Here is a 21,770-nt window from a genome sequence, read left to right on the forward strand (position 1 = left end):
TATAAATCGAATGAATCCAGCAAGGTAATTTTATATGAGCGCACAGACTAAGCAAGCATTACAGCAAACGCTGAGTGGCCCTACCTTTAAAAAGCGCATGATGCGACGCCGACTAAAAGATCATACTGCCAAATATGGTATTAGTGTTGGTGGTGTGGGCATTATTTTCGCTGTTTTCTTAATTATGTTTTTCTTGTTGTATGTGGTGTTGCCGATGTTTGTGCCAGCAACTATGGAAAAGCGCAACGCCTTTGCATTACCTGGTGGAGTCGAGGATCGCAGTGTTTATTATGCGGTGGATGACTATAAAGAAGTGGCGGTACGCTTAACTGAATCTGGACGCATACTTGGAATTAATCTGCGTAACGGCGAGACGTTATTAGATCAGCAGGTGCCAAGTGGTGGTGCGAAAGTCACCAGTTTTACGATTGCCAATGAACCTAATAACGTGTTTGCTTATGGGTTATCAAACGGCCAGGTATTGGTGGGTCAGATTAAAATGCAAGTGACCTATCCAAACGATGTGCGCACGATTACGCCCGTGTTGGAGTGGCCGTTTGGCGATGAGCCAGTTAAGTTGTTGGATGAGCCTGTTAGTCAGTTAGCGGTGCGTGATAGTGAAAGCCGTATGATGTTAGTGGCAAAACCTGAGCACACAAAAACCGTGTCGATTCGTACCTATAGCAAAACCAGTTCGTTTCTAACCGAAACCACTGAGCTGGAAGACGAAGGCCAGTCGAATGTTGCGCTCGATTTTGATGCAGACCACATTTTACTCGGTGGGCGCATGCGAGATTTGGTGCTGGTATCGAACCAAGGGCATGCGGAATACTACAGTATTGCGGATATCCAAAACCCAACCAGAATTCAGGCGTTTGAGATCACCAGGCCTGGTGAAACCATTACAGCGGCTCGTTTTTTAACTGGCAATTACTCCATGATGTTTGGCACCAGCCAAGGTCGTATTTTGCAATGGTTTCCAGTGCGTGATGAAAATAACGATTTCTCGATCAAACAAATTCGTGAATTTCAACGTGGCGAGTCACCCATTGTAAGTATCGGTATTGAAGACGCTCGTAAAGGTTTTGCGGTGGGCGATGAATCCGGTACTTTCAATTTATACCACTCAACCGCGCACCGACACTTGCGCTCTATGCAGGTAGCGGACGATCCTTTAACCATGATTCGAATTTCGCCTCGCGCAAATGGCGCAGTGGTAGAAACCGCGGCGGGTGAATTGGTGGTATACGATATTAAAAATAATCACCCTGAAGTATCTATGGAAAGTATCTGGTCGAAAGTCTGGTATGAGGGCTACGAAGAGCCTACACACACTTGGCAATCGTCTTCTGGTACGAGTGATTTTGAGCCTAAGTTTTCCTTAACGCCTTTAACTTTCGGCACGATTAAAGCGGCGCTTTATTCGATGTTGTTTGCGGTACCAATTGCGATTTTTGCGGCGATGTATACCGCGTTTTTTATGGATAAGAAAACCCGTCAATGGATTAAGCCATCGGTTGAACTTATCGAAGCCTTACCGACTGTTATTTTGGGCTTTTTGGCGGGGCTTTGGTTGGCACCTTATATGGAAGCCAATTTACCGGGGTTCTTTGCGATTGTCGTCATTGTCCCGCTGGGGATTATTGCCTTCGGCTTGCTCTGGTCACGCTTACCTGAAAAATGGCAGCTAAGTGTTCCGGTTGGGCGCAGAGCGATCTTAATGTTGCCGGTTATCGCCTTTCTAGGTTGGCTCTCTTTGTCTTTAAGTAGTCCTTTGGAAGCGGCGTTTTTTAATGGTGATATGCGCAGTTGGTTAACCGAAAGTGCCGGCATAGATTTTGATCAGCGTAATGCGATGGTGATCGGTTTTGCGATGGGCTTTGCCTTAATCCCTACCATCTTTTCCGTTGCAGAAGACGCGATTTATAGTGTGCCGTCTTACTTGGTAAATGGTTCTTATGCGCTAGGTGCAAGCGGTTGGCAAACCTTAACGGGGGTGGTGTTACCGACCGCCAGCCCAGGTATTTTCTCCGCCATTATGCTGGGTTTTGGACGTGGCGTGGGCGAAACCATGATTGTGTTAATGGCGTCGGGTAATACGCCATTAATGGATGTCAATTTATTTGAAGGGATGCGCACCTTGTCAGCCAACTTAGCGGTTGAAATGGGTGAAACCGAAGTGGATAGTACTCATTATAGAGTGCTGTTTTTAGCAGGCCTGGTGCTGTTTATTTTCACCTTCTTCTTTAACACCCTAGCAGAAGTGGTGCGTCAGAGAATGCGCCGTAAATACGGCTCACTATAAGTTTTATAAAGGATAGATTCTGATGAAAGCATGGTTTAACAAAGGTGAACACTGGGTTTGGTTCAGTGCGTCAGCGGTCAGTGTCGCTGTGGTGCTGGTGTTTGGCTTATTAATGCTGATTGCGGTTCGCGGTTTAAGTCATTTTTGGCCACATGAAGTCTATAACTTTGAAATGGTGAGTACGACTCAATCCGCATCCGAAGTGGTGACGGGTGAAATTCATAACACGCGCATTAAAGAGTTTGATAACCCAGAAAAACCGGGCTATCAAATTAAAGAGCCGCAATTGCTTATTAAAACCGGCAATCGTGACTTATATGGTTTGGACTTCCGTTGGATTAGTGAAAAAGATGTGAAGGACCAGGCCTGGTCTATCGCACCGGGTATCTCGGTGATTGAGCGTCATGAGTGGGGCAACCTTTATGGTTATGTCGAATCGATTAGCAAAAACGGTGAAATCGTCGCACAGGGTCAAGGTGTAGAGCAGGCGCTGACCAAGTTGATTGCGGCTTCGGAAAAGCTACGCTCTGAGATTAATAAGATCGAAAAAGTTGATGTAGGGGCGATTAACCACCAACTGCAATCTTTGCGCTATGAACAACGTAAGTTAGAAATGGCCAACAAGTTCACGCAAGCGGATGCCCAGCGTATTGAGCAGAAAAAAGCCGAACTTGAAGCGCAATATCAAACCCTAAAAGCGGGCTTGGATCAGATGTATGTGGCGTTAAACCAGCAGGGTGAAGCCACGATTCTGGTCTCGGGTGGCAAACAAGTACAAGTGCCGATCAAAAACATGGTGCGTGCTTGGCAACCAAATGAAATGCGTTATGATCAGAAACTCGGGTTTTTCTTTGGTTCGATTGGCCATTTCTTATTCGATAATCCACGCGAAGCCAATACGGAGGGGGGGGTATTCCCAGCGATTGTCGGTACCTTAACCATGGTGGTATTAATGACTTTGTTTGTTATGCCGATGGGTGTGATTGCCGCCATTTATATGCGTGAATATGCTCGTGAAGGCTGGTTGTTACGCCTAGTACGAATTTCGATTAACAACTTAGCTGGTGTTCCTTCGATCGTATTTGGTATTTTTGGTTTGGGCTTTTTTGTTTACGTGTTGGGGCATTCAATTGACCAACTGTTTTACAGTTACGCCTTACCCACGCCAACTTTTGGCACCCCTGGTCTGCTGTGGGCGGCCTTGACTATGGCGTTACTAACCTTGCCGGTTGTGATTGTATCGACGGAAGAAGGTTTATCACGTGTGCCACGTGCTCTGCGAGAAGGCGGTTTGGCATTGGGGGCGACGCGTGCCGAAGTGATTATGCGTATCGTGTTGCCTTTGACTATGCCCGCGATTATGACCGGCCTGATTTTAGCCATTGCGCGCGCCGCCGGTGAAGTTGCACCTTTGATGCTAGTAGGGGTGGTTAAATTGGTGTCGGAACTACCTGTGAGCTTAAATGCGCCGTTTGTGCATTTGGATCAAAAGTTCATGCACCTCGGTTTCCATATTTATGATGTCGGCTTCCAAAGTCCCAATGTTGAGGCTTCTCAGCCGTTAGTTTATGCGACGTCTTTGTTGTTGGTACTGGTGATTGTGTCACTGAATTTAGGCGCGATTTCAATCCGAAATCGTCTGCGTGAAAAATATAAAGCATTAGACAATTAATGGCATACAACCAGCAGGCCTGGTGGTTCTGCTTAAACCAGAAAACCTTAGTGAATACTAAGCACGAATTCAGTTATAAAAGGATTAAACCATGAGCGAAAAAACGATTAGTCTAGCAATGGGACACGATCATCGCGGCCTGTCGTTAGAGCAAGAGAAGGTGGCGATTGAAGTGCGCGATTGGAACTTGTTTTACGGAAAATCTCAGGCATTAAACAATATTAATATGGATTTGCCCGAAAATCGAGTGACCGCCTTTATCGGCCCATCAGGTTGCGGTAAATCAACATTGTTGCGTTGTTTTAACCGCATGAACGATCTGATTGATAGCGTCAGCGTTGAGGGCAAAATGCATTTGCACGGCCAGGACATGTATGCCAAAGAATTGGATGTGGCCGAAATCCGCCGTCGTATTGGTATGGTGTTCCAAAAACCCAACCCGTTTCCTAAGTCGATTTATGAAAACGTGGCTTATGGTTTAAGACTGCAAGGGGTGAATGATAAAAAAACCTTAGATGACACGGTTGAGTGGGCCCTAAAAGGGGCGGGCTTATGGAAGGAAGCTAAGGATCGTTTAAACGATAATGCGCTTGGTTTATCCGGCGGTCAGCAACAGCGTTTATGTATTGCGCGTGCGATTGCCGTGCAGCCGGAAGTGTTGTTATTAGATGAACCGACTTCCGCATTAGACCCGATTTCGACTTTGGCGATTGAGGAATTGATCTTTGAGTTGAAGAAAGACTTTACCATTTTAATTGTGACGCACAATATGCAACAAGCGGCACGTGTGTCGGATTACACGGCCTTTATGTATATGGGTGAGCTGATCGAGTATAGCGATACAGATTCATTGTTTACCAACCCGCAAGTTAAACGAACCGAAGATTATATTACTGGACGTTACGGTTAAGACACGTCTAATCAGAACAAAAAGGATCAGAAACATGGAACGTAAAGAATTTGGAACGCATGTGTCCGCCAGCTATAACCAGTATTTAGAAGATTTGTTTAATTTGGTACTTGAAATGGGCGGCATGGTTGAAAAACAACTATCGTCGGCGGTGATCGCGGTACAAAATGCCGATGTTGGGTTAGCGAAAGAAGTGATTCAACTGGATAAGTTTATTAATCGTGAAGAAATTGAAATCGATCGACTTTGCGCTCGTGTGTTAGCTCGTCAACAGCCAACTGCGTCGGATTTACGTTTGGTGATTTCAGCGATTCGGATTGCATTGGATTTAGAGCGCATGGGCGACGAGGTGGTTAAGATCGCCAAACTGGTGGTGCATTTAGATAAAATCGGATCAGATGCCTGTCTAAACTTGCAAGGTTACAAGGAACTGATTGAAATTTCAGCGCATGGCACGGATATGTTAAAAGACGCGTTAAATGCCTTTTCGCGCTTAGATTTACCGAGCTGTGCTGCGATTATTCAAGAAGAAGAAAAAGTCGATGTCATCTACAAACGCGCCGTTAAAGAAGTCACCGAGCGCTTTAAAGACAGCGAAAGCGATATTGAGTGTTTATTGGAATTGATTTATGCTTTGAAAGCCAGTGAACGCATTACCGACCATGCCTGTAATATTGCCGAAATTATTGTTTACCTGGTAAACGGCAAAGAACTCCGTAATATGGATTCTGAGCGCATGGCGGAGATGTTAAACGAGTTAACTCGTTCTTAACGCGGTTGGTAAAGTTTGAAAAAAGGGAACCGAATGGCTCTAGCAAAAATACTAGTGGTTGAAGACGAATCGGCGATTCGCGATATGCTCAACTTTACGCTGAATGCCGCTGAGTTTGAGGTTTTGGAAGCACCCAATGCCGAACAAGGCTGGAAGATGATTTTAGAACATCAACCCGACTTGTTAGTGTTAGATTGGATGTTGCCGGGCGTAACGGGTGTGAGTTTGGCGCAACGTATTCGTCAGAATGATCAAACCCGCAGTCTGCCAATTATTATGTTAACAGCACGTGGCGAAGAGTCGGATCAAGTGACAGGCTTTGATGCGGGTGCGGACGATTATGTAGTCAAACCTTTTTCGCCACGCGCGTTAGTTGCACGTATTAAAGCCTTGTTGCGCCGCAAAGACCCAGAAGCCTTAAGCACCGATGTGTTAAAACAAGGTAACTTAAAACTGGATTTAAGCAGTTATCGCTTTTGGGTGGATGAACAGGAAGTTAAGCTCGGGCCGACCGAGTTTCGTTTAATCCAGTTTTTTATGACGCATCCCAACCGCGTTTATTCACGCACTCAGTTACTTGATCGGGTTTGGGGTGAAAGCGTGGTGGTGGAAGAGCGCACAGTCGATGTGCATATTCGTCGCTTACGTCGTTTATTAGAGCCCACTGGTTCGCAAGATTATATTCAAACCATTCGGGGAGCCGGTTATCGATTCTCTGAGCCGCACTAACCAGGCCTGGTGGTAACGCACCATGTTAAGTCTTAAGCCTGTTCTTTCACTTGAACAATCCACACGCTTGTTTGAAGAGCTGGTGGGCATTGCCAGCTTAATTACCTTGGCCGTGCTTCTCGGCCTGGCGACCCAGCTTTGGGTTGTGTCGATTCTATTAGCTTTCACCATTTATATTGTGCGAAACCTGTATTATTTCTGGCGCTTCGTCAGCTTAATTCGCAGTCAAGAAGCGCGACCGATTCGGGCGCCTTTTGGTATTTGGGGTGAAGTGTATGAAGCCTATTTTGAAAAACTTTATCAAGATAAACGTCATATCAAACGCTTAAGGTCGGAAACCCAGCAAGTTCAACAGGCGATGGATTTATTGCCAGACATGCATATTTCGTTAACACGTAAGTTTCGGATTGAATGGGTTAACCAAAGTGCCGAAAACTTATTGGGTTTACGCCAAACCGATGTTGGCCAAAAAATTACCAATTTAATGCGTCAACCTGAAATGTTGAGCTACCTAGAGTCGGGTGAGTTTGACGAGACGGTCGAGTTTTACGCGAGCGCCGAAAGCACCCGCCGGTTAAGTGCACAAATCGTGCCTTATTTTGAAAAGCATTATTTATTGATTATTCGCGATATTACCGACGCCCACAATTTGTCACAAATTCGACGGGATTTTGTTGCCAATGCCTCGCATGAGTTACGCACGCCTTTAACCGTGTTAAATGGCTATTTGGAATTGATGCTGGACGCGCCAGACTCGATCCCGCAGGTTTGGCAAGCGCCGCTAAATCAAATGCACACGCAATCTTTGCGTATGCAAAATATTATTGGTGATTTGTTAACCCTATCGAGCATGGAGTCGGACAACTTAAATGTGGTCGCAGGGCCAGTGAATGTGCGAGCGATGTTAACCAAGTTGCAACAGGATGCGCTGCAGTTGAGTGACGGTCAGCACGAAATTAGTTTTAGTCTGGAAACCGATTTTGGCTTAATGGGAATGGGTGAGCCGTTGCGCAGTGTGTTTACTAACCTGGTGTCAAACGCGATTCGATATACGCCCAAGGGTGGGCGAATTAACGTGCGTTGGTATAAAAACGACAAGGCGTTGGTGTATGAGGTTAAAGACACTGGTATCGGTATCGCGCGTGAGCACATTCCACGTTTAACCGAACGTTTTTACAGGGTAGATACCGCGCGTTCACGCAGTACCGGCGGTACAGGGTTAGGTTTGGCGATTGTAAAACATATTTTAGAACGACATCGCGCTAAGCTTGTGGTGCTGAGTCGGTTAAAGGTGGGCTCGACCTTTCGATGTGAGTTTCCTTTATCACTTGGCTTACCGGCCGAGGAAGTGGAAGCTTAGTTCGACAACCGCCAAAGCACCAGGCCTGGTGCTTGCTTCAAACATCATTTTTAACTCACAGATCCGCATATTTTTCCTACTATCGTCTGTTTGTTTGCACTGTAACAAAACTGTCATGCTTCATTCATTAAGCTGTTACCTAAAGCCGCCACAATAGCTCATGAGTCTTACAACACTTTTAACTCTCCTAAGGAGCTTTATACACATGTTAAATCGTAAATTAATCGCAGCAATGGGTTTTGCTGCTGCAACATTAGCGGTACAACCAGCTATGGCGCAAGTGGATTCATCTTTACCATCTTATAAGTCTGTATCTGGTATTTCAGGTAACTTTTCATCAGTTGGTTCAGATACTTTGGCGAACATGATGACCTTGTGGACAGAAGAATTTAAACGTCATTATCCTAATGTGAACCTACAGGTTCAATCAGCGGGTTCTTCTACTGCGCCACCCGCATTAACTGAAGGTACGTCACAAGCTGGCCCAATGAGCCGTGCGATGAAGTCAGGTGAAATTGCCGCGTTTGAGAAAAAATACGGTTACAAGCCAACTCAAATTGGTGTCGCGATTGATGCTTTGGCGGTGTATGTGCATAAAGACAACCCCATTAAAGGTTTGACTATGCAAGAAGTTGATGCGATTTTCTCATCAACTCGTCAGTGTGGTGCGAAAGAAGATATCACCACTTGGGGTCAAACTGGCCTGAAAGGTGAATGGGCCAACCGTTCAATCCAAATGTACGGTCGTAACTCTGTATCAGGTACTTATGGCTACTTCAAGAAAAACGCTTTGTGTAAAGGCGATTACAAAAACTCTGTGAACGAACAGCCAGGTTCGGCTTCTGTAGTACAGGGTGTATCAGCTTCAATCAATGGTATTGGTTATTCAGGCCTAGGTTATAAAACTGCCGGTGTAAAAACGGTTCCGTTGGCTAAGAAAGCCGGTGAAACTTATTATGATGCTAACCCAGAAAATGCGGTATCAGGTAAGTTCCCATTGTCACGTTTGCTTTACATCTATGTAAACAAAGCACCTAACCAGCAGTTAGACCCAGTTGTGAAAGAATTCATGACCATGGTTCTATCAAAAGAAGGTCAGGAAGTGGTTCATAAAGATGGTTATGTTCCATTACCAGCTAAGGTTGCAGCACGTGAGTTAGCTAAGCTTAAATAAGCTGAGTTAATCCAAAAAAACCCAGCTTAAGCTGGGTTTTTTATGTCTGAATGTTAAGTGTGAAAAGCCGTTAAGGAATTTCGATTTCAATATCGCTGGTCGGAATCACACTACAGGTCAACACATAGCCTTTATCGCAATCGTAAGCGGGTGTTTGAATATATTCGACATCGCCCGAAACTAATTTCACTTCACACGCGCCACAATTTCCACCACGGCAGCTATAGGGCATATCAAAGCCTTGTTCGTCTAACGCTTCTAATAAAGAGAATTCGCCGTCAAATTCGCAGGTGCCTTGGCCGATTACAGTAATGGTTGCCATGATGTTTCCTCTTGAAAGTCATAAATAAAGCCATATTCTAGCAAAAATTTATTTATTTAATCATTCGGTTGCTTGTGATTTGTGCGGATTGAGTACAATAGCGCGACCTTTATTTTGAGAAAATCAGCATGCAAACTTCAGTATTAAATTCTTGGCAAGCGTTACAAGTTAAATTTATGCAAATTCGTGATAACAAAGCCTTTGAATGGTTTGTTATTTCGGTAATTGTGTTGTCTTCGATTGTGATTGGCGCTAAAACCTACGATATTTCGCCAAATTTACTGAGTGTACTGGCGATATTAGATGTGGGCGTGACTTTATTCTTTCTATTAGAAATATTAGTGCGTATGGCGGCTGAACCGCGTTTTTGGGATTTCTTTAAAAAAGGCTGGAATATTTTTGACTTCACCATTGTGGTGGTCAGTTTAATTCCGGTTGATGACTCGCAATATGCGTTATTAGCGCGTATGTTGCGTTTGTTCCGTGTTTTACGTTTGATTTCGTTTATTCCCGAAATGCGTGTGCTCGTGACGGCTTTATTAATCGCGATTCCGCGTATTGGTTATGTGGCGTTATTAATGTTTGTGATTTTCTACCTTTACGCAGTGGTGGGCAGTTTCCTCTTTGCACCGATAAATGAGTTTTTATGGGGCGATTTAAGCGCGGCTCTGTTAACGCTTTTCCGTGTCGCCACTTTCGAAGACTGGACGGATGTGATGTATGAGACCATGGAGGTGTATGCTTTCAGTTGGATTTATTATTTAACCTTTATCTTTATGTCGACTTTTATTTTCTTAAATATGATGATTGGGATAGTGGTGTCAGTGTTGGATGAAGAGCATCGCAAAAGTTTGGATGAAGGTTTACACGAGAGTTTGGATAATGAAGCCAAGAGCATTGATCAGTTGCATAATGAGGTAGCGGACTTACATCGTAAATTGGATCAATTGCTTACTCAGTCCAATCCTAAAAACCAATAAATGACGAGGAGTGCGCGTATGAGCATGCAACAACAAATTGAAGACGCGATTCAACAGGCTTTTTCGGTCTGGATTATGGACATTAAAAATGAAAGTAATATGCACGCTGGCCCAGCTACGGAGTCACATTACAAGTTGGTCTTAGTGTCGGATGATTTTGCCAATATCAGTCGTGTCAAACGTCATCAAATGGTCTATAAAACACTGGCAAAACAAATGGCGCAAATCCACGCGTTGGCGCTGCATACTTATACTTTAGAGGAGTGGAAACAACAGGGTGGAGCTGTACCGGATTCGCCATTGTGTGCGGGGCAAAATAAGACCTAAAATTGGCGCGTGAAATGTGTAAATTGCAGGGGTTTATCAAGCTTAAATATTTCTCCGACCTTGTTAGGTTAGTTTGACCTTGTAGTTGGCGCTATGTTTGAATAGCTTCGAACCTTGAAAAAGGCCAACAACCTGTAAAGGAGAAATATGTTTAAGTTATTCATGTCAACTATCGTTTTAACCTCATCGGTATTTACCTCAAGTGCCTTGATGGCTCAACCTCAGCAGCAGGCGCCGGCGGGTATGCAGCAACAGGCGCCGATGCAAAAACCTTCAAACGAAAAAGTTGAAAAGTTTGCACTTTCATTGCTTAAAGTGGAAGAAGTAAAACAAGGTTTGCAAGCCGAGTTAGCGGAACGTCCAGAAAATGAAGTGAACGATGCATTATTAAAAGAGGTGAATGCTAAGTTCCAAAAAGAAGCCACGGATATTATTTCTGCGGAAGGCTTAAGTGTTGATGAATACACAGGTATGATTCAGTTGATGCAGCAAGACCAGCAATTTTTGGCGATGGTGCAACAAAAAGTTGAAGACGCACAGTCTGAATAGTTTTGAATCAAGTAAATGAATTTTGCATAGGGGCTTCGGCCCCTTTTTTGTTTTCAGAAACCCTAAAAAAGTGTAGGCTAATGTTTTTTTGCGTAGAGTTAAAAGGAAAGCAAACATGACTTATTTAAAACAGTACCCTAATCAGGAAGGTTATTTTGGCGAATTTGGGGGCGCGTTTTTACCGCCAGAGTTGGTGCCTCACTTCGAGGAAATCAACAAAGCCTATCTCACATTAGGGCGTTCGGCTGACTTTTTAAATGAGTTGAAATATATTCGAAAACATTATCAAGGCCGTCCTACCCCGGTTTATTACGCGCACAATATCAGCAAGCAGGTAGGCGCTCATATTTATTTAAAGCGTGAAGACTTAAACCACTCAGGTGCGCACAAATTAAACCATTGTATGGCGGAAGCCTTGCTGGCTAAACATATGGGCAAAACCAAATTGATTGCCGAAACAGGCGCCGGTCAGCACGGGGTCGCTTTGGCAACCGCTGCGGCTTATTTTGGTATGGAATGTGAGATTCACATGGGGGAAATTGATATTGCCAAAGAAGCCCCTAATGTCACACGCATGAAGTTGCTGGGTGCTAAAGTGGTGCCAGTGAGTTTTGGTGGCCGCAGCTTAAAAGAAGCCGTGGATTCGGCTTTTCAATCTTATGTACCACAAGCTGACACGGCTTTGTTTGCGATCGGTTCGGTGGTGGGGCCGCATCCGTTTCCGATGATGGTGCGTAACTTTCAATCAGTTGTTGGTCACGAGTCACGCGAACAGTTTTTGGAGCTGGTGGGTGAATTACCGGATCAAGTGGGTGCTTGCGTAGGTGGCGGCTCGAATGCGATGGGCATGTTTGCGGGCTTTATTGAAGATCAAGGCGTGGGTTTAAACGGTGTAGAGCCGCTTGGAAAAGGCACAAAGCTCGGTGAACACTCAGCGACTATGACTTATGGCGAACCGGGCATGATTCACGGCTTTAAATGTTTGTTGTTGTCGGACGCGGAAGGTAATCCGGCTCCAGTGCATTCGATTGCATCTGGTTTGGATTATCCGGGTGTCGGGCCAGAACATTCCTATTTGAAGGTAGCGGGGCGTGTTCAATATCATGGGGCGACCGACCAAGAAACTTTGGATGCGTTTTATGAATTATCACGTTCTGAAGGGATTATCCCGGCATTAGAAAGTGCGCATGCGGTGGCCTGGGCGATGCGTCATGGCCGTGAAAATCCAGGTTCAACGATTTTGATTAATTTATCAGGGCGTGGCGACAAAGATATTGATTATGTCACCGAGAACTTTGGTTTTGCCCAGTCTTAGGCTAGGTTTATGAAAGTACCAGGCCTGCTACTTCATCCGAGTCAGAGAGGGGCTTGCGATTCGGCTTCATCCGCATCCTCACCCAAATCTGTATTGGGTTTAAGATGCGGGTAAACAATGTGCCAAGCTTGGGTAAACTTATCGTGATCTAGTTTACGTTGTAGTAGATTGATGGCTTGAATGTACTGGTCAATATAGAGATAACGTCGACGCTTAAGCGATTGAATTAAATGGCGGTAGCGTGTGGGTAAAAAGGGTTTGAAATGGACTAACAAACCAAACTCACCTTCGGTTTCTGCAATTCGGCGTTCGGTTTCGCGGCGTGCATCCCACTTGACTTGGCGGTCATAGCCTTCAAACATCTTACCAACAAAAAAAACTAAACCCGCGGCAACTAAAAAACTCAGGATTAAATGGCCACTGATCCAGGCCCCTAAAAAGGTTAAAACGAGCAAGCTCAGCATCGCAACCGGAATGGTTAAGGTGTTAATCCAGATCCGGTTGCCTCGAATTTCTTCTTCGACTTTTTTAAGATCAAAGTCTTCTAAGTTGATGGCATGTAATCTTTCCAGCATGGTTTGAGCGCTGGGAATATCTTCGCTGGGCGGAGTTTGATCTAGTGGCGCTTCACTCATAAGGATTTCTTCGTTACCTTAGGTTTTTTAGGTTTACTCATTTGCTCACAATTAAGTGTGTGGCGAACTCGAGTTTCAAGACAAAATGCCGTGAGTTGGCCACCCCATAAACAACCAGTATCGGTGGCATGCACTTGATACGCGTCCATGGCACCGAGGGTGGACCAATGGCCAAAAAAGATTTCGTGATCCTTATTACGGCGGTTGGTATGCAAGAACCAGGCCTGGTGCTCGGCATGGGTGTGTTTGTCGGGTGCGCCTTTTAGATCGAAGTCGAGCTCGCCTCGCGCATTACAATAACGCATGCGTGCAAACGCATTCACGATATAGCGTAACCTTTCCCAGCCTCTGAGTGCATCATGCCAAACCTTGGTTTTTGAGCCAAACAAATGTTGAGTGATAAATTCACGCCAATCATCCGAACGCATAATTTGGTGAACTTCATCGGCATGGCTAGCGGCTTGGTCAATTGTCCATTGTGGCGGAATGCCGGCGTGCACCATCACCATCGGTTGAGTCGTGTGCCGAACCATTAGGGGTTGTTGACGTAACCAGTCAATTAGCTCATCGTGATCGGGTGCGTTGAAAATGTCTTCCAATGTGTCGGACTTAGCGCGATATTTTTCTAAACCACTGGAGGCGGCAAGCAGATGAAAGTCGTGGTTGCCTAATACCATTTTGCCACGCTTACCTAGCGATTTAACAAAGCGTAAACACTCCAACGACTGAGGACCTCGATTGACAATATCACCCACAAACCAAAGTTCATCCTGCTTAGGTTGGTAGTTAATTTGTTCTAACAAGCGTTGTAATGGGTCAAAACACCCTTGTAAATCACCAATAATGTAGGTTGCCACTTAGCCGTCCTTTTGAGGTTTTACTTGGCTGTATAAGTTGGCCAGGCGCACAAAATCTTCTACCGATAAAGCTTCGGCTCTGAGACCTGGGTCAATCTGACAAAGTTCGATTTGTTCACTATTTAACCAGTTTTTTAGTGTGTTGCGCAAGGTTTTCCGCTTTTGACTGAAGGCTTGTTTAACCAGTGCGGCAAAATCCGTGAAATTATCGGCCTTGAAAGGAGGCGCCGCGTAGGGGATCAAACGCACAATAGCGGAATCTACTTTAGGCGGTGGTGTAAAGTTCTCTGGCCCAACGGTAAATAAATATTCGGTTTGGCAAGCGTATTGAATCATTACACTGAGACGGCCAAATGCTTTGCAACCGGGTTCGGCTGTTAAGCGTTCGACCACTTCTTTTTGCAACATGAAATGCATGTCTTCAATAATGTCAGACTGTTCGAGCAGATGAAACATTAACGGGCTGGAAATGTTATAGGGGAGGTTGCCTACCATTCGCAGTTTATCGCCTGGCTGTCTAATAAGTTGGCGATAGTCAAAACGCAAAGCATCGGCATTGTGCAAGTGAAAAGCCGGGTGGCCTTTAAAACGCTGGGTCAGCGTCCCGATTAAATCGCGGTCAATTTCTATAATGTCGAGGTAATTTACACTATCTAATAGTGGCTCAGTTAAGGCGGCTTCACCCGGCCCGATTTCGACTAGGTGTTGTTCCGGTCGGGGAGCAATTGCATCCACAATATGCGCAATCACGCTTGGATTGTTAAGAAAGTTTTGGCCAAATTGTTTTTTATGTTTGTGGTTGGAAGGCTTAGTCATGGTTAGGACGCGCCTCTAACATTTCGAGCGCGACTTGAATCGCATAATGGAAGCTGCCAGTATCGGCTTGGCCTGTGCCGGCTAAATCTAGCGCGGTGCCGTGATCCACCGAGGTGCGAATAAATGGCAGGCCTAATGTAATATTGACCGCTTTGCCAAAACCCACATGTTTTAAAACCGGTAAACCCTGGTCGTGATACATGGCTAAGAAGGCATCGGCTTGTGCCATTTTGTGCGGCGTAAACATGGTATCGGCCGGATAGCAGCCGCTAATGTCCATCTTGTGTTGTTTTAGCTGGTCAATCACCGGTTGGATTACATCTATTTCTTCGCGTCCCATGTGGCCGTCTTCACCCGCATGAGGGTTTAAACCAGCGACAAATAAGCGCGGTGATGCAATCCCAAATTGGTGTTTTAAAGCTTGGTAGGTGATGCGCATCACCTTTTCTAATAAAGGTTGGGTGATGGCTTTGGGCACGTCTGCCAAGGGTAAATGGGTGGTTGCCAGGGCAACACGTAAACCTGGGGTGGCCAACATCATCACCACCTGTTCGGTATGACTCAGTTCGGCAAGTAATTCAGTGTGACCACTAAATTTTAGGCCAGCCTGGTTAATCACACCTTTGTGTACCGGCCCAGTCACCATTGCGGCAAACTCTCCGTCCAAACAACCTTGAGTCGCACGCGTTAACATACGAATAACATAGTCGGCATTGTCTGGGTTTAATTCGCCAGCGTGCGTCGGGGTATTAAGGCTTAAAGGTAATACACAAAGTTGACCGGGTCTGCTGATTTGTTCGGGCTGATTGACTTCATAAGGCAAGATTTCGAGTGGCAGCTTTAAAAGTTGCGCGCGTGCTGTAAGTAAATCTGGATCCGCGATCACCACTAGTTGGATCGGCCAGTTTTGTTGCGCTAATTGGATGACTAAGTCCGGCCCAATACCGGCCGGTTCGCCAGACGTTATAACGATGCGTGAATCCATCATAGCTGCTCCAACCGTTTCTCAACATAGGCTTCATCGCGTAAGCGGCGCATCCATAAATCAAAAGTTTCGTTGGCTTTACGCCCGCGAATGGCTTGGATGGCCTCTTGTTCTAATGCCTGCCCTTGGTTTTCACCACGACGTTTATCATTGAGTTTTAGAATATGGTAACCACTCGGTGTTTCGATAATTTGACTGATTTGGCCGGGTTGAAGCGGTGTTACGGCATCAATAAAAAATGACGGCATTTCGTCTAGGTTTAACCAGCCGAGGTCTCCACCATTTAAGGCTTGACTGGCTTCTGAGTGGCGAACCGCCATTTGTGCGAATTCGGCGCCATCCTGAAGTTGTTGGTAAATATCCTCGACCTTCTGTTCGAGTTCGCGACTTTGTTCAGCACTTGGAGAGTCGGGGCGGGTGATGAGGATATGTGCCAATTTAAATTCTTCGTTCGTTTCTTGAAGCTGACGGCGTTGAATGAAGTTGTTGATTTCTTCTTCACTCACCTGGATTTGGCTGATAATTTCAACTTCGCGCAATTTCTGAATTAAGATTTGATCACTGATTTGCTGACGAATCTGACTGAAGCCATTTGGCATTTGTTGATTAAGCGTTTCACGAAGTTGTAACAGCGTTAAGTTGTTAGCTTCAGCCATTTGGCTAAGCTGGGCGTTGATTTCTTCGTCTGAGACCAAAATACCACGCTGTTTTGCGCGTTGTTCCTGGAGTTTTTGCATAATAATATTGTCGAGTACGCGTTCGCGTAAAAGCGTCATATCTGGCCGTTGAATTTGACGTTGACGTAGCTCAGCCAAAGCCTGATCCGTTTGTTCATTTAACTCGCTTAATAAAATGATGTCGTCGTTTACGACCGCAACAATTCGGTCAAGTAAAGTGTTGGCCTGCAATAGATTTGAAAAACTTAACAAGAAAATCAGTGCAAGGCTGTTAAGGATTGGCTTGGTTGGTCTTGACCACATAATAAATAACTTTCTTTTTGTCTAAAGGTTTAATTAAAAGTTGAGCGTGTTTTGAATGGTATCACGCATTCGACTACCCACGGTACTTAGGCCTTTGAGTTCGAATACAAAGTTTACCGAGGCGTTATAACGGCCATCTGCTAATTGACGCTGTTCGAGCACCAGCTCTGAAGCCCAGCAGCAGCTATCATAACGTAGCCCGCCAAGAAACTCACGGCGCACCTGCTGTTGAATATCATAATTGAGGTAACTCGCTACCTGCCACTGACGACTTAAGTCCAGCACTAAACCAGCCCCTAGGGTTTGTTGGCGGCGACTAATGTTTTCTGTGTCATCTAAAGACGGGTCGGCATTTAGATTAAGCGCTTGGTGGACGGCTAAAAATTCAATACGGTTAAAGGCTTGCCATTTTAATCGGTTTTGCATTTGTGTGAGCTCGGTGGTTTGGTAATCGTATTGGCTCGTCGAGGCAAAATTAAATGATTTTAGATTGGTGCTTAGGCGCATAAAATAGTCAGAACGAGGCGCATCTTGAATTTGATTGCCGGTTAGTTCGACTTCTCTATCGGTTAAATAAAAAATTTGTCCGATGGCCGCATCTGCAAGTGGTAAACCTGTTTGGTTAAGCAATCTGGTGGTCAGGGCGGTACTGATTTGGTGAGTGTCACCAATACGGTCAAAACCGGAAAAACGATTGAGTTGAAAGAGGTTGCTAAAATCAAGACTTGTACGACCAGTATCAAAAAGTTGTAAATGACTTTGGTCTACATAGGGTACATATAGCCATTGCACTTCTGGTTCGAGGGTTTGAATATAACCCTTGTCGAACAGGCTTATATCACGTTCAAAAAATAAACCGCCGCGTAAGGCATATTGCATCACGCTGTTATCGGTTGAAGCGGCATCAGGTGCATTAATTAAATCATATTCACGGTAGTTGGCTTGCACTTGGGCTTGCAGGCGTGCATAGGGGCGGTTTAATTGGTATTGAATGCTTGGTATCGCTAAACTACGACGCCCCATTACACCGTTAGAGATTTGACCGCTTACATAACCCTCAGCAAAAAAGTCATTAAAGCCACTGTAACGTTTAAATTCCGTGCTTTCTAGATATAGATTGGTGCGAAGGGCGCCAAAACTTTGGCCAACATTGAATCCGACTTCTGGCGATTTTTCGAGGTAGTTACGTTCGCCGTTGCGCAGCGGTAAGTAACCATAGTGTTGAATATGAGCCTGTACCGGCCCGCGATTAAAACTTAGGCGCGCGCTGCGGTTAAGGCTGGTGGTTTGTGAGCCAACACGAGACTCGGAGGCGGTAAATGAGAGTGGAATGTCGTTATAAAAATCCGGGTCGGAGACTTCTTGCCAATTTAGGGCGGAACTAAAACCTGCGCCCCAATTTTGCCGACCTGAATAGCTGGCGCGCCAACGTTCGCTGATGGGTTGTTCGCTAATAATGTCGCCAGCACGATCGACATAGCGTAAGCCTTCGCTACTGGTTAGTTGGTCATTGAGTAGGCTAAATTGAAGTTCGCCACTATGGCGAGGTTGCAAATAACGAAACTCATTGTCGAGTACCAGACCGCGATCTTGGATTCCGATTAAGCTCAAAGTGTCATCCATATTGGGCGCGATATTAAAGTAATAAGGCGCGGCGACCACGGTGAGCGGTTCAGATTGAGTTTGTGCGGCAGTTTTATGGCTGCCAATATAAGGGAATAAAAACCCGCTGGCGCGATCATCCAACGGAATATCAATATAGGGCGTATAAAAAACCGGCACACCTTTAAACTCTAACCAGGTGTTGTAACCGTACAAACGGCGCTTGGGGTCGTTAATTTCTAGTTCACCAAAGTGCATATTCCAAGCTGGATCAGTGAGAGGGCAGGTTGTAAAACTGGCTTGATTTAACTGGCTGATACGTTTGGCCTGGTTAAAGTCCAAGCGCTCTGCTGAACCGTGCGCACGACTTTCTGAGAGTTGATATTGAACTTGGTTGATGTAACCGATTTGGCTGGTTTGATTGAATTCGGCTTGGTCACCCAATAAAATGCTGTTGTTTTGATGCAGTTCAACTTGACCAAAAGCGCGAATATGTTGCTTATCTCGGTCATAAAACAATTGATCACTTAACACTACCAGGCCTGGTTCTGATAGGCGCACATGCCCCGTTAGGCTGATTTGATTGGCCCGAGTTTGGATTAGTTGGTCGCCTTCAACTTGAGTCAACGAACCTGGTGACGGCAAGGTTTGTGGGGTGGCAATCCAGTCCGGTAGACAAGGATTGTCGGGGTTTGGCATTAACTGAGCGGTTTGGGAATAGGCCAAACTGCTTGCGGTAAACGCAAACCAAACAAGGGATAACTTGGAAAAAATTGACATTCTAAAGGCAAAATTATCTAATTGGCGACTTAGCCGATTATTCTACCTGAGTTCGTCGTTTAATAGAGGCTTTATTGAGCCCGAAAGCTAGGTTGTAAGGTGTATTTTATTGCTTGGCTTATTTAGCGAATCATCGCTGTCATTTACAAAGCAGAATTTATGGATTTAAGATTTGAACAACTGCAAACCTGGCTAGCGGGTTTGAACCGATTTAAACAAGGCGAATTATCCTTACCAAAGCCAGCTTCAAGTGATGCCAGCTTTCGGCGTTATTTTCGTGTCCGATTTAACGACGCTAGCCATCAGCAAAGCTTCATTATTATGGATGCGCCGCCACAGCAAGAAGATTGTCGGCCTTTTATAGCGGTATCGGCCGAATTAGATGCGCTGGGTTTGCATGTGCCTAGAGTGTTAGAGCAGGACTTAAACCAAGGTTTTTTATTGTTGACCGATTTGGGCTCGACTACCTATTTATCGGTATTAAACGAATCGAATGCGGAGGCCTATTACAGCGATGCTTTACGCGCTTTAGTGGTGTTGCAAACGCAAGCGAAAAGCACACATTTACCAGCTTATGATGCCGCCTTGCTGAATCGTGAAATGGATTTGTTTACCGATTGGTTAGGCGAACGTCATTGTGATTTAGGCATGAATCAACTAGAGCACCAGGCCTGGTTGTCGGTCAAACATTGTCTTGTGCAATCTGCGCTGGCTCAACCTCAGGTTTATGTGCACCGCGATTATCACAGTCGCAATTTAATGTTAACTGATCAGCATAATCCGGGGATTTTGGATTTTCAGGATGCGGTGCATGGCGCGTTAACTTATGACGCCGTGTCATTATTGCGCGACTGCTATATCGTTTGGCCACCTGAACAAGTGCGAGAGTGGCAGAGACAGTACTTTTTGATGCTTTGCCAAGCTGGTCGTTTAAGCCAGTCCGAATGGTCTGGTTTTGCTAAGTCTATGGATTTAATGGGCATTCAGCGTCATCTAAAAGCGTCGGGTATTTTTGCACGTTTGTACCATAGAGACGGCAAGGACGGTTATTTAAACGACATTCCGGCCACCCTAAACTACATTACCGAAGTAGGGTCTCACTATAGTGAGATGCGAGATCTAGTCAACTGGACTCATAAAGTGAGTGCTAAAGTGGCGGAGGTTAAATAATGCAAGCCATGATTTTAGCCGCTGGGCGTGGTGAGCGCTTACGCCCTTTAACCGATCAGACCCCTAAACCTCTCATACCCGTTGCGGGCAAACCTTTGATTCAATACCATATCGAAAAACTCGCTCGCTTAAGGGTTGAAGGCTTGGTTATCAATCATGCCTGGTTGGGTGAACAGTTTGAAAAGGCCTTTGCGCAAGGTGAGCAATTTGGTTTGCCTATTGTTTATTCAGCCGAACCAGAAGGCGGGCTTGAGACAGCTGGCGGCATTATTCATGCGTTGCCTTTATTAGGGGAAGAGGCGTTTTTAGTGATTAATGGCGATGTATATACTGAGATGGATTTTGCCAGTTTGCCGACCCAATTAGCGCCGGGTTGCTTGGCACACTTGGTTTTAGTGCCAACACCGGCCTTTAAATCAAAAGGCGATTTTGGGCTGAGTCAGCAGGGAAAGGTTGAACCTCAGGGCGATTGGACATTTGCTGGTATCAGCTTAATTCACCCCGATCTATTCAAAAACAGGTCAACACAGCGTTTAGCTTTGGCGCCAATTTTACGCGAAGCCATGCAAGCCGGGCTGGTCAGTGGTGAAGTTTATCAGGGCTTGTGGAGTGATGTGGGTACGCTTGAGCGTTTAGAGCAAATTGAATCTGTACTAGCGAAGCGCGAAGTCGGTAGATAACCGAATTCGCGTGGCTTTAGACGGCTTTAGAAACGGATATTAATCCCGGTTCGATAAGAAAAGTCGTAATTTTCTTGGTCGGTGAGTGGCTCGGAGTCGTGGGTGTAGGCGGCATCCAGAGTAAAGGCAAAGACACGGTTAATACGAGTGGTTAAACCGGTGCTGGTAACCGTACGCAAATTGCTGAAGTCGTCGGTTTTAGGTTGTGCATATAGACTGATTTTCCAGTCGGTGTTCTCACTTAAACGATATTTGGAATCAAGATAGAAGTTAAAGCGCGTTCCCGTATCTTCGACTTTTTCACCCAACAGCTCAATCGAGCGTTCTTCATACATAAGTCCGATGCCACCAAATCCGTTAAATGGAAAAGCGTTTAGCCTATAACGGCCATTCATGCCCACTAAATTTCGTAAGCTGTCGTTATTTAAGGGTTCACTTTCATGTTGCAAAAAGGTTTCCCAAGCCCACTTATCGGTCAGTTGCTCTGTGTGTCGATAATGAGCAAAGTAAGATTCTGAGTAGGTTTCGCCTTTGGATTCGCTTTGACTGGCATCGTAGAGCAATAGATCACGTCTTTGTAAATTGTCAGAAATATGCTGGATACCACCTGTAATTGATACGTTATCTTCTTCTGTATTGCCGCGTTTGCCATTGGCACCCAGTGTGGTAGAGGTGCCCCAACCAGCTTCGCTTTCATCCATTCTTAAATTTTCAATGTTCACGATAGCGAAGGCCGATTGAGTAATAATGATACTGGCGAGTCCGATTGCCAAACGCATAAGTTATTCCTTGTCTTTTTTATGGGTCGATAAGACTAACAAACCTCGCCATAAATCACAACGCCTGAGAT

The 21,770-nt window shown here is 45.3% G+C and carries 21 protein-coding genes; 13 read left to right on the forward strand and 8 right to left on the reverse strand.

Going from position 1 to position 21,770, the window contains the following annotated elements:
- The first annotated feature begins 34 nt into the window (after window positions 1-34).
- From VIM91_RS07645 to VIM91_RS07675, 7 genes are all read left to right on the forward strand, one after another.
- Complete coding sequence (locus VIM91_RS07645; RefSeq protein ID WP_331864228.1) at window positions 35-2,305, forward strand: ABC transporter permease subunit; 2,271 nt, start codon at window positions 35-37, stop codon at window positions 2,303-2,305.
- 22 nt (window positions 2,306-2,327) lie between these two features.
- Window positions 2,328-3,977 carry a phosphate ABC transporter permease PstA gene (gene pstA / locus VIM91_RS07650; RefSeq protein ID WP_331864229.1) on the forward strand — a complete coding sequence of 550 codons (1,650 nt, stop codon included), beginning with the start codon at window positions 2,328-2,330 and terminating at the stop codon, window positions 3,975-3,977.
- Between the two features lie 118 nt (window positions 3,978-4,095).
- Window positions 4,096-4,887, forward strand: a complete 792-nt coding sequence (gene pstB, locus VIM91_RS07655; RefSeq protein ID WP_331864292.1) for a phosphate ABC transporter ATP-binding protein PstB — start codon at window positions 4,096-4,098, stop codon at window positions 4,885-4,887.
- Between the two features lie 34 nt (window positions 4,888-4,921).
- Window positions 4,922-5,659 (forward strand): phosphate signaling complex protein PhoU, encoded by a 738-nt coding sequence (gene phoU, locus VIM91_RS07660; protein WP_331864230.1) that lies wholly within the window; start codon window positions 4,922-4,924, stop codon window positions 5,657-5,659.
- Between the two features lie 33 nt (window positions 5,660-5,692).
- Window positions 5,693-6,388 (forward strand): phosphate regulon transcriptional regulator PhoB, encoded by a 696-nt coding sequence (gene phoB / locus VIM91_RS07665; RefSeq protein ID WP_331864231.1) that lies wholly within the window; start codon window positions 5,693-5,695, stop codon window positions 6,386-6,388.
- Window positions 6,389-6,410: 22 nt separating this feature from the next.
- Window positions 6,411-7,748, forward strand: a complete 1,338-nt coding sequence (gene phoR / locus VIM91_RS07670; protein WP_331864232.1) for a phosphate regulon sensor histidine kinase PhoR — start codon at window positions 6,411-6,413, stop codon at window positions 7,746-7,748.
- A gap of 205 nt (window positions 7,749-7,953) precedes the next feature.
- Window positions 7,954-8,922 (forward strand): phosphate ABC transporter substrate-binding protein PstS family protein, encoded by a 969-nt coding sequence (locus VIM91_RS07675; protein WP_331864233.1) that lies wholly within the window; start codon window positions 7,954-7,956, stop codon window positions 8,920-8,922.
- 70 nt (window positions 8,923-8,992) lie between these two features.
- Here the strand turns inward: VIM91_RS07675 and VIM91_RS07680 are convergent, their stop codons facing one another.
- Complete coding sequence (locus tag VIM91_RS07680) at window positions 8,993-9,244, reverse strand: 2Fe-2S iron-sulfur cluster binding domain-containing protein (protein ID WP_331864234.1); 252 nt, start codon at window positions 9,242-9,244, stop codon at window positions 8,993-8,995.
- Window positions 9,245-9,372: 128 nt separating this feature from the next.
- On the opposite strand from VIM91_RS07680, the gene VIM91_RS07685 reads away from it, so the two are divergent.
- The 4 genes from VIM91_RS07685 (at window position 9,373) to trpB (ending at window position 12,415) form a co-directional block, all read left to right on the forward strand.
- Complete coding sequence (locus tag VIM91_RS07685) at window positions 9,373-10,224, forward strand: ion transporter (RefSeq protein WP_331864235.1); 852 nt, start codon at window positions 9,373-9,375, stop codon at window positions 10,222-10,224.
- A gap of 18 nt (window positions 10,225-10,242) precedes the next feature.
- Window positions 10,243-10,551 carry a BolA family protein gene (locus tag VIM91_RS07690; protein WP_331864236.1) on the forward strand — a complete coding sequence of 103 codons (309 nt, stop codon included), beginning with the start codon at window positions 10,243-10,245 and terminating at the stop codon, window positions 10,549-10,551.
- 147 nt (window positions 10,552-10,698) lie between these two features.
- A complete protein-coding gene (locus VIM91_RS07695) occupies window positions 10,699-11,100 on the forward strand; it encodes a DUF4168 domain-containing protein (RefSeq protein ID WP_331864237.1) in 402 nt (133 codons plus the stop codon).
- Between the two features lie 115 nt (window positions 11,101-11,215).
- Window positions 11,216-12,415, forward strand: coding sequence for a tryptophan synthase subunit beta (gene trpB, locus VIM91_RS07700; protein WP_331864238.1), 1,200 nt, complete (start codon window positions 11,216-11,218; stop codon window positions 12,413-12,415).
- A gap of 41 nt (window positions 12,416-12,456) precedes the next feature.
- Here the strand turns inward: trpB and VIM91_RS07705 are convergent, their stop codons facing one another.
- The 6 genes from VIM91_RS07705 to VIM91_RS07730 are packed head-to-tail and all read right to left on the reverse strand — an operon-like array spanning window position 12,457 to window position 19,070.
- Entirely contained in the window at window positions 12,457-13,050 is a 594-nt protein-coding gene (locus VIM91_RS07705) for a hypothetical protein (RefSeq protein ID WP_331864239.1), read from the reverse strand.
- A complete protein-coding gene (locus VIM91_RS07710) occupies window positions 13,047-13,907 on the reverse strand; it encodes a symmetrical bis(5'-nucleosyl)-tetraphosphatase (RefSeq protein WP_331864240.1) in 861 nt (286 codons plus the stop codon). Before VIM91_RS07710 ends, VIM91_RS07705 begins: the two co-directional genes overlap by 4 nt.
- Window positions 13,908-14,723, reverse strand: coding sequence for a 16S rRNA (adenine(1518)-N(6)/adenine(1519)-N(6))-dimethyltransferase RsmA (gene rsmA, locus VIM91_RS07715; RefSeq protein ID WP_331864241.1), 816 nt, complete (start codon window positions 14,721-14,723; stop codon window positions 13,908-13,910).
- A complete protein-coding gene (gene pdxA, locus VIM91_RS07720) occupies window positions 14,716-15,708 on the reverse strand; it encodes a 4-hydroxythreonine-4-phosphate dehydrogenase PdxA (protein WP_349257058.1) in 993 nt (330 codons plus the stop codon). Before pdxA ends, rsmA begins: the two co-directional genes overlap by 8 nt.
- Window positions 15,708-16,688 (reverse strand): peptidylprolyl isomerase, encoded by a 981-nt coding sequence (locus tag VIM91_RS07725; RefSeq protein WP_331864243.1) that lies wholly within the window; start codon window positions 16,686-16,688, stop codon window positions 15,708-15,710. The genes pdxA and VIM91_RS07725 overlap by 1 nt, the downstream gene beginning before the upstream one ends.
- A gap of 33 nt (window positions 16,689-16,721) precedes the next feature.
- Window positions 16,722-19,070, reverse strand: coding sequence for an LPS-assembly protein LptD (locus tag VIM91_RS07730; protein ID WP_331864244.1), 2,349 nt, complete (start codon window positions 19,068-19,070; stop codon window positions 16,722-16,724).
- 159 nt (window positions 19,071-19,229) lie between these two features.
- On the opposite strand from VIM91_RS07730, the gene VIM91_RS07735 reads away from it, so the two are divergent.
- Window positions 19,230-20,240 (forward strand): aminoglycoside phosphotransferase family protein, encoded by a 1,011-nt coding sequence (locus VIM91_RS07735; protein ID WP_331864245.1) that lies wholly within the window; start codon window positions 19,230-19,232, stop codon window positions 20,238-20,240.
- Complete coding sequence (gene murU / locus VIM91_RS07740) at window positions 20,240-20,920, forward strand: N-acetylmuramate alpha-1-phosphate uridylyltransferase MurU (protein ID WP_331864246.1); 681 nt, start codon at window positions 20,240-20,242, stop codon at window positions 20,918-20,920. The genes VIM91_RS07735 and murU overlap by 1 nt, the downstream gene beginning before the upstream one ends.
- 26 nt (window positions 20,921-20,946) lie before the next feature.
- On the opposite strand, the gene VIM91_RS07745 is transcribed toward murU, so the two are convergent.
- Complete coding sequence (locus VIM91_RS07745; RefSeq protein ID WP_331864247.1) at window positions 20,947-21,699, reverse strand: DUF481 domain-containing protein; 753 nt, start codon at window positions 21,697-21,699, stop codon at window positions 20,947-20,949.
- Window positions 21,700-21,770: the final 71 nt, after the last annotated feature.

The sequence above is a fragment of the Thiomicrospira sp. genome, from assembly GCF_036568485.1.
GTDB lineage: Bacteria > Pseudomonadota > Gammaproteobacteria > Thiomicrospirales > Thiomicrospiraceae > Thiomicrospira.

Bases quoted from the DNA above. Each gene is read 5' to 3' on its own strand.
- VIM91_RS07645 (WP_331864228.1), top strand. From the start codon at position 35: ATGAGCGCACAGACTAAGCAAGCATTACAGCAAACGCTGAGTGGCCCT.
- pstA (WP_331864229.1), top strand. From the start codon at position 2,328: ATGAAAGCATGGTTTAACAAAGGTGAACACTGGGTTTGGTTCAGTGCG.
- pstB (WP_331864292.1), top strand. From the start codon at position 4,096: ATGGGACACGATCATCGCGGCCTGTCGTTAGAGCAAGAGAAGGTGGCG.
- phoU (WP_331864230.1), top strand. From the start codon at position 4,922: ATGGAACGTAAAGAATTTGGAACGCATGTGTCCGCCAGCTATAACCAG.
- phoB (WP_331864231.1), top strand. From the start codon at position 5,693: ATGGCTCTAGCAAAAATACTAGTGGTTGAAGACGAATCGGCGATTCGC.
- phoR (WP_331864232.1), top strand. From the start codon at position 6,411: ATGTTAAGTCTTAAGCCTGTTCTTTCACTTGAACAATCCACACGCTTG.
- VIM91_RS07675 (WP_331864233.1), top strand. From the start codon at position 7,954: ATGTTAAATCGTAAATTAATCGCAGCAATGGGTTTTGCTGCTGCAACA.
- VIM91_RS07680 (WP_331864234.1), bottom strand. From the start codon at position 9,244: ATGGCAACCATTACTGTAATCGGCCAAGGCACCTGCGAATTTGACGGC.
- VIM91_RS07685 (WP_331864235.1), top strand. From the start codon at position 9,373: ATGCAAACTTCAGTATTAAATTCTTGGCAAGCGTTACAAGTTAAATTT.
- VIM91_RS07690 (WP_331864236.1), top strand. From the start codon at position 10,243: ATGAGCATGCAACAACAAATTGAAGACGCGATTCAACAGGCTTTTTCG.
- VIM91_RS07695 (WP_331864237.1), top strand. From the start codon at position 10,699: ATGTTTAAGTTATTCATGTCAACTATCGTTTTAACCTCATCGGTATTT.
- trpB (WP_331864238.1), top strand. From the start codon at position 11,216: ATGACTTATTTAAAACAGTACCCTAATCAGGAAGGTTATTTTGGCGAA.
- VIM91_RS07705 (WP_331864239.1), bottom strand. From the start codon at position 13,050: ATGAGTGAAGCGCCACTAGATCAAACTCCGCCCAGCGAAGATATTCCC.
- rsmA (WP_331864241.1), bottom strand. From the start codon at position 14,723: ATGACTAAGCCTTCCAACCACAAACATAAAAAACAATTTGGCCAAAAC.
- pdxA (WP_349257058.1), bottom strand. From the start codon at position 15,708: ATGGATTCACGCATCGTTATAACGTCTGGCGAACCGGCCGGTATTGGG.
- VIM91_RS07725 (WP_331864243.1), bottom strand. From the start codon at position 16,688: ATGTGGTCAAGACCAACCAAGCCAATCCTTAACAGCCTTGCACTGATT.
- VIM91_RS07730 (WP_331864244.1), bottom strand. From the start codon at position 19,070: ATGTCAATTTTTTCCAAGTTATCCCTTGTTTGGTTTGCGTTTACCGCA.
- VIM91_RS07735 (WP_331864245.1), top strand. From the start codon at position 19,230: ATGGATTTAAGATTTGAACAACTGCAAACCTGGCTAGCGGGTTTGAAC.
- murU (WP_331864246.1), top strand. From the start codon at position 20,240: ATGCAAGCCATGATTTTAGCCGCTGGGCGTGGTGAGCGCTTACGCCCT.
- VIM91_RS07745 (WP_331864247.1), bottom strand. From the start codon at position 21,699: ATGCGTTTGGCAATCGGACTCGCCAGTATCATTATTACTCAATCGGCC.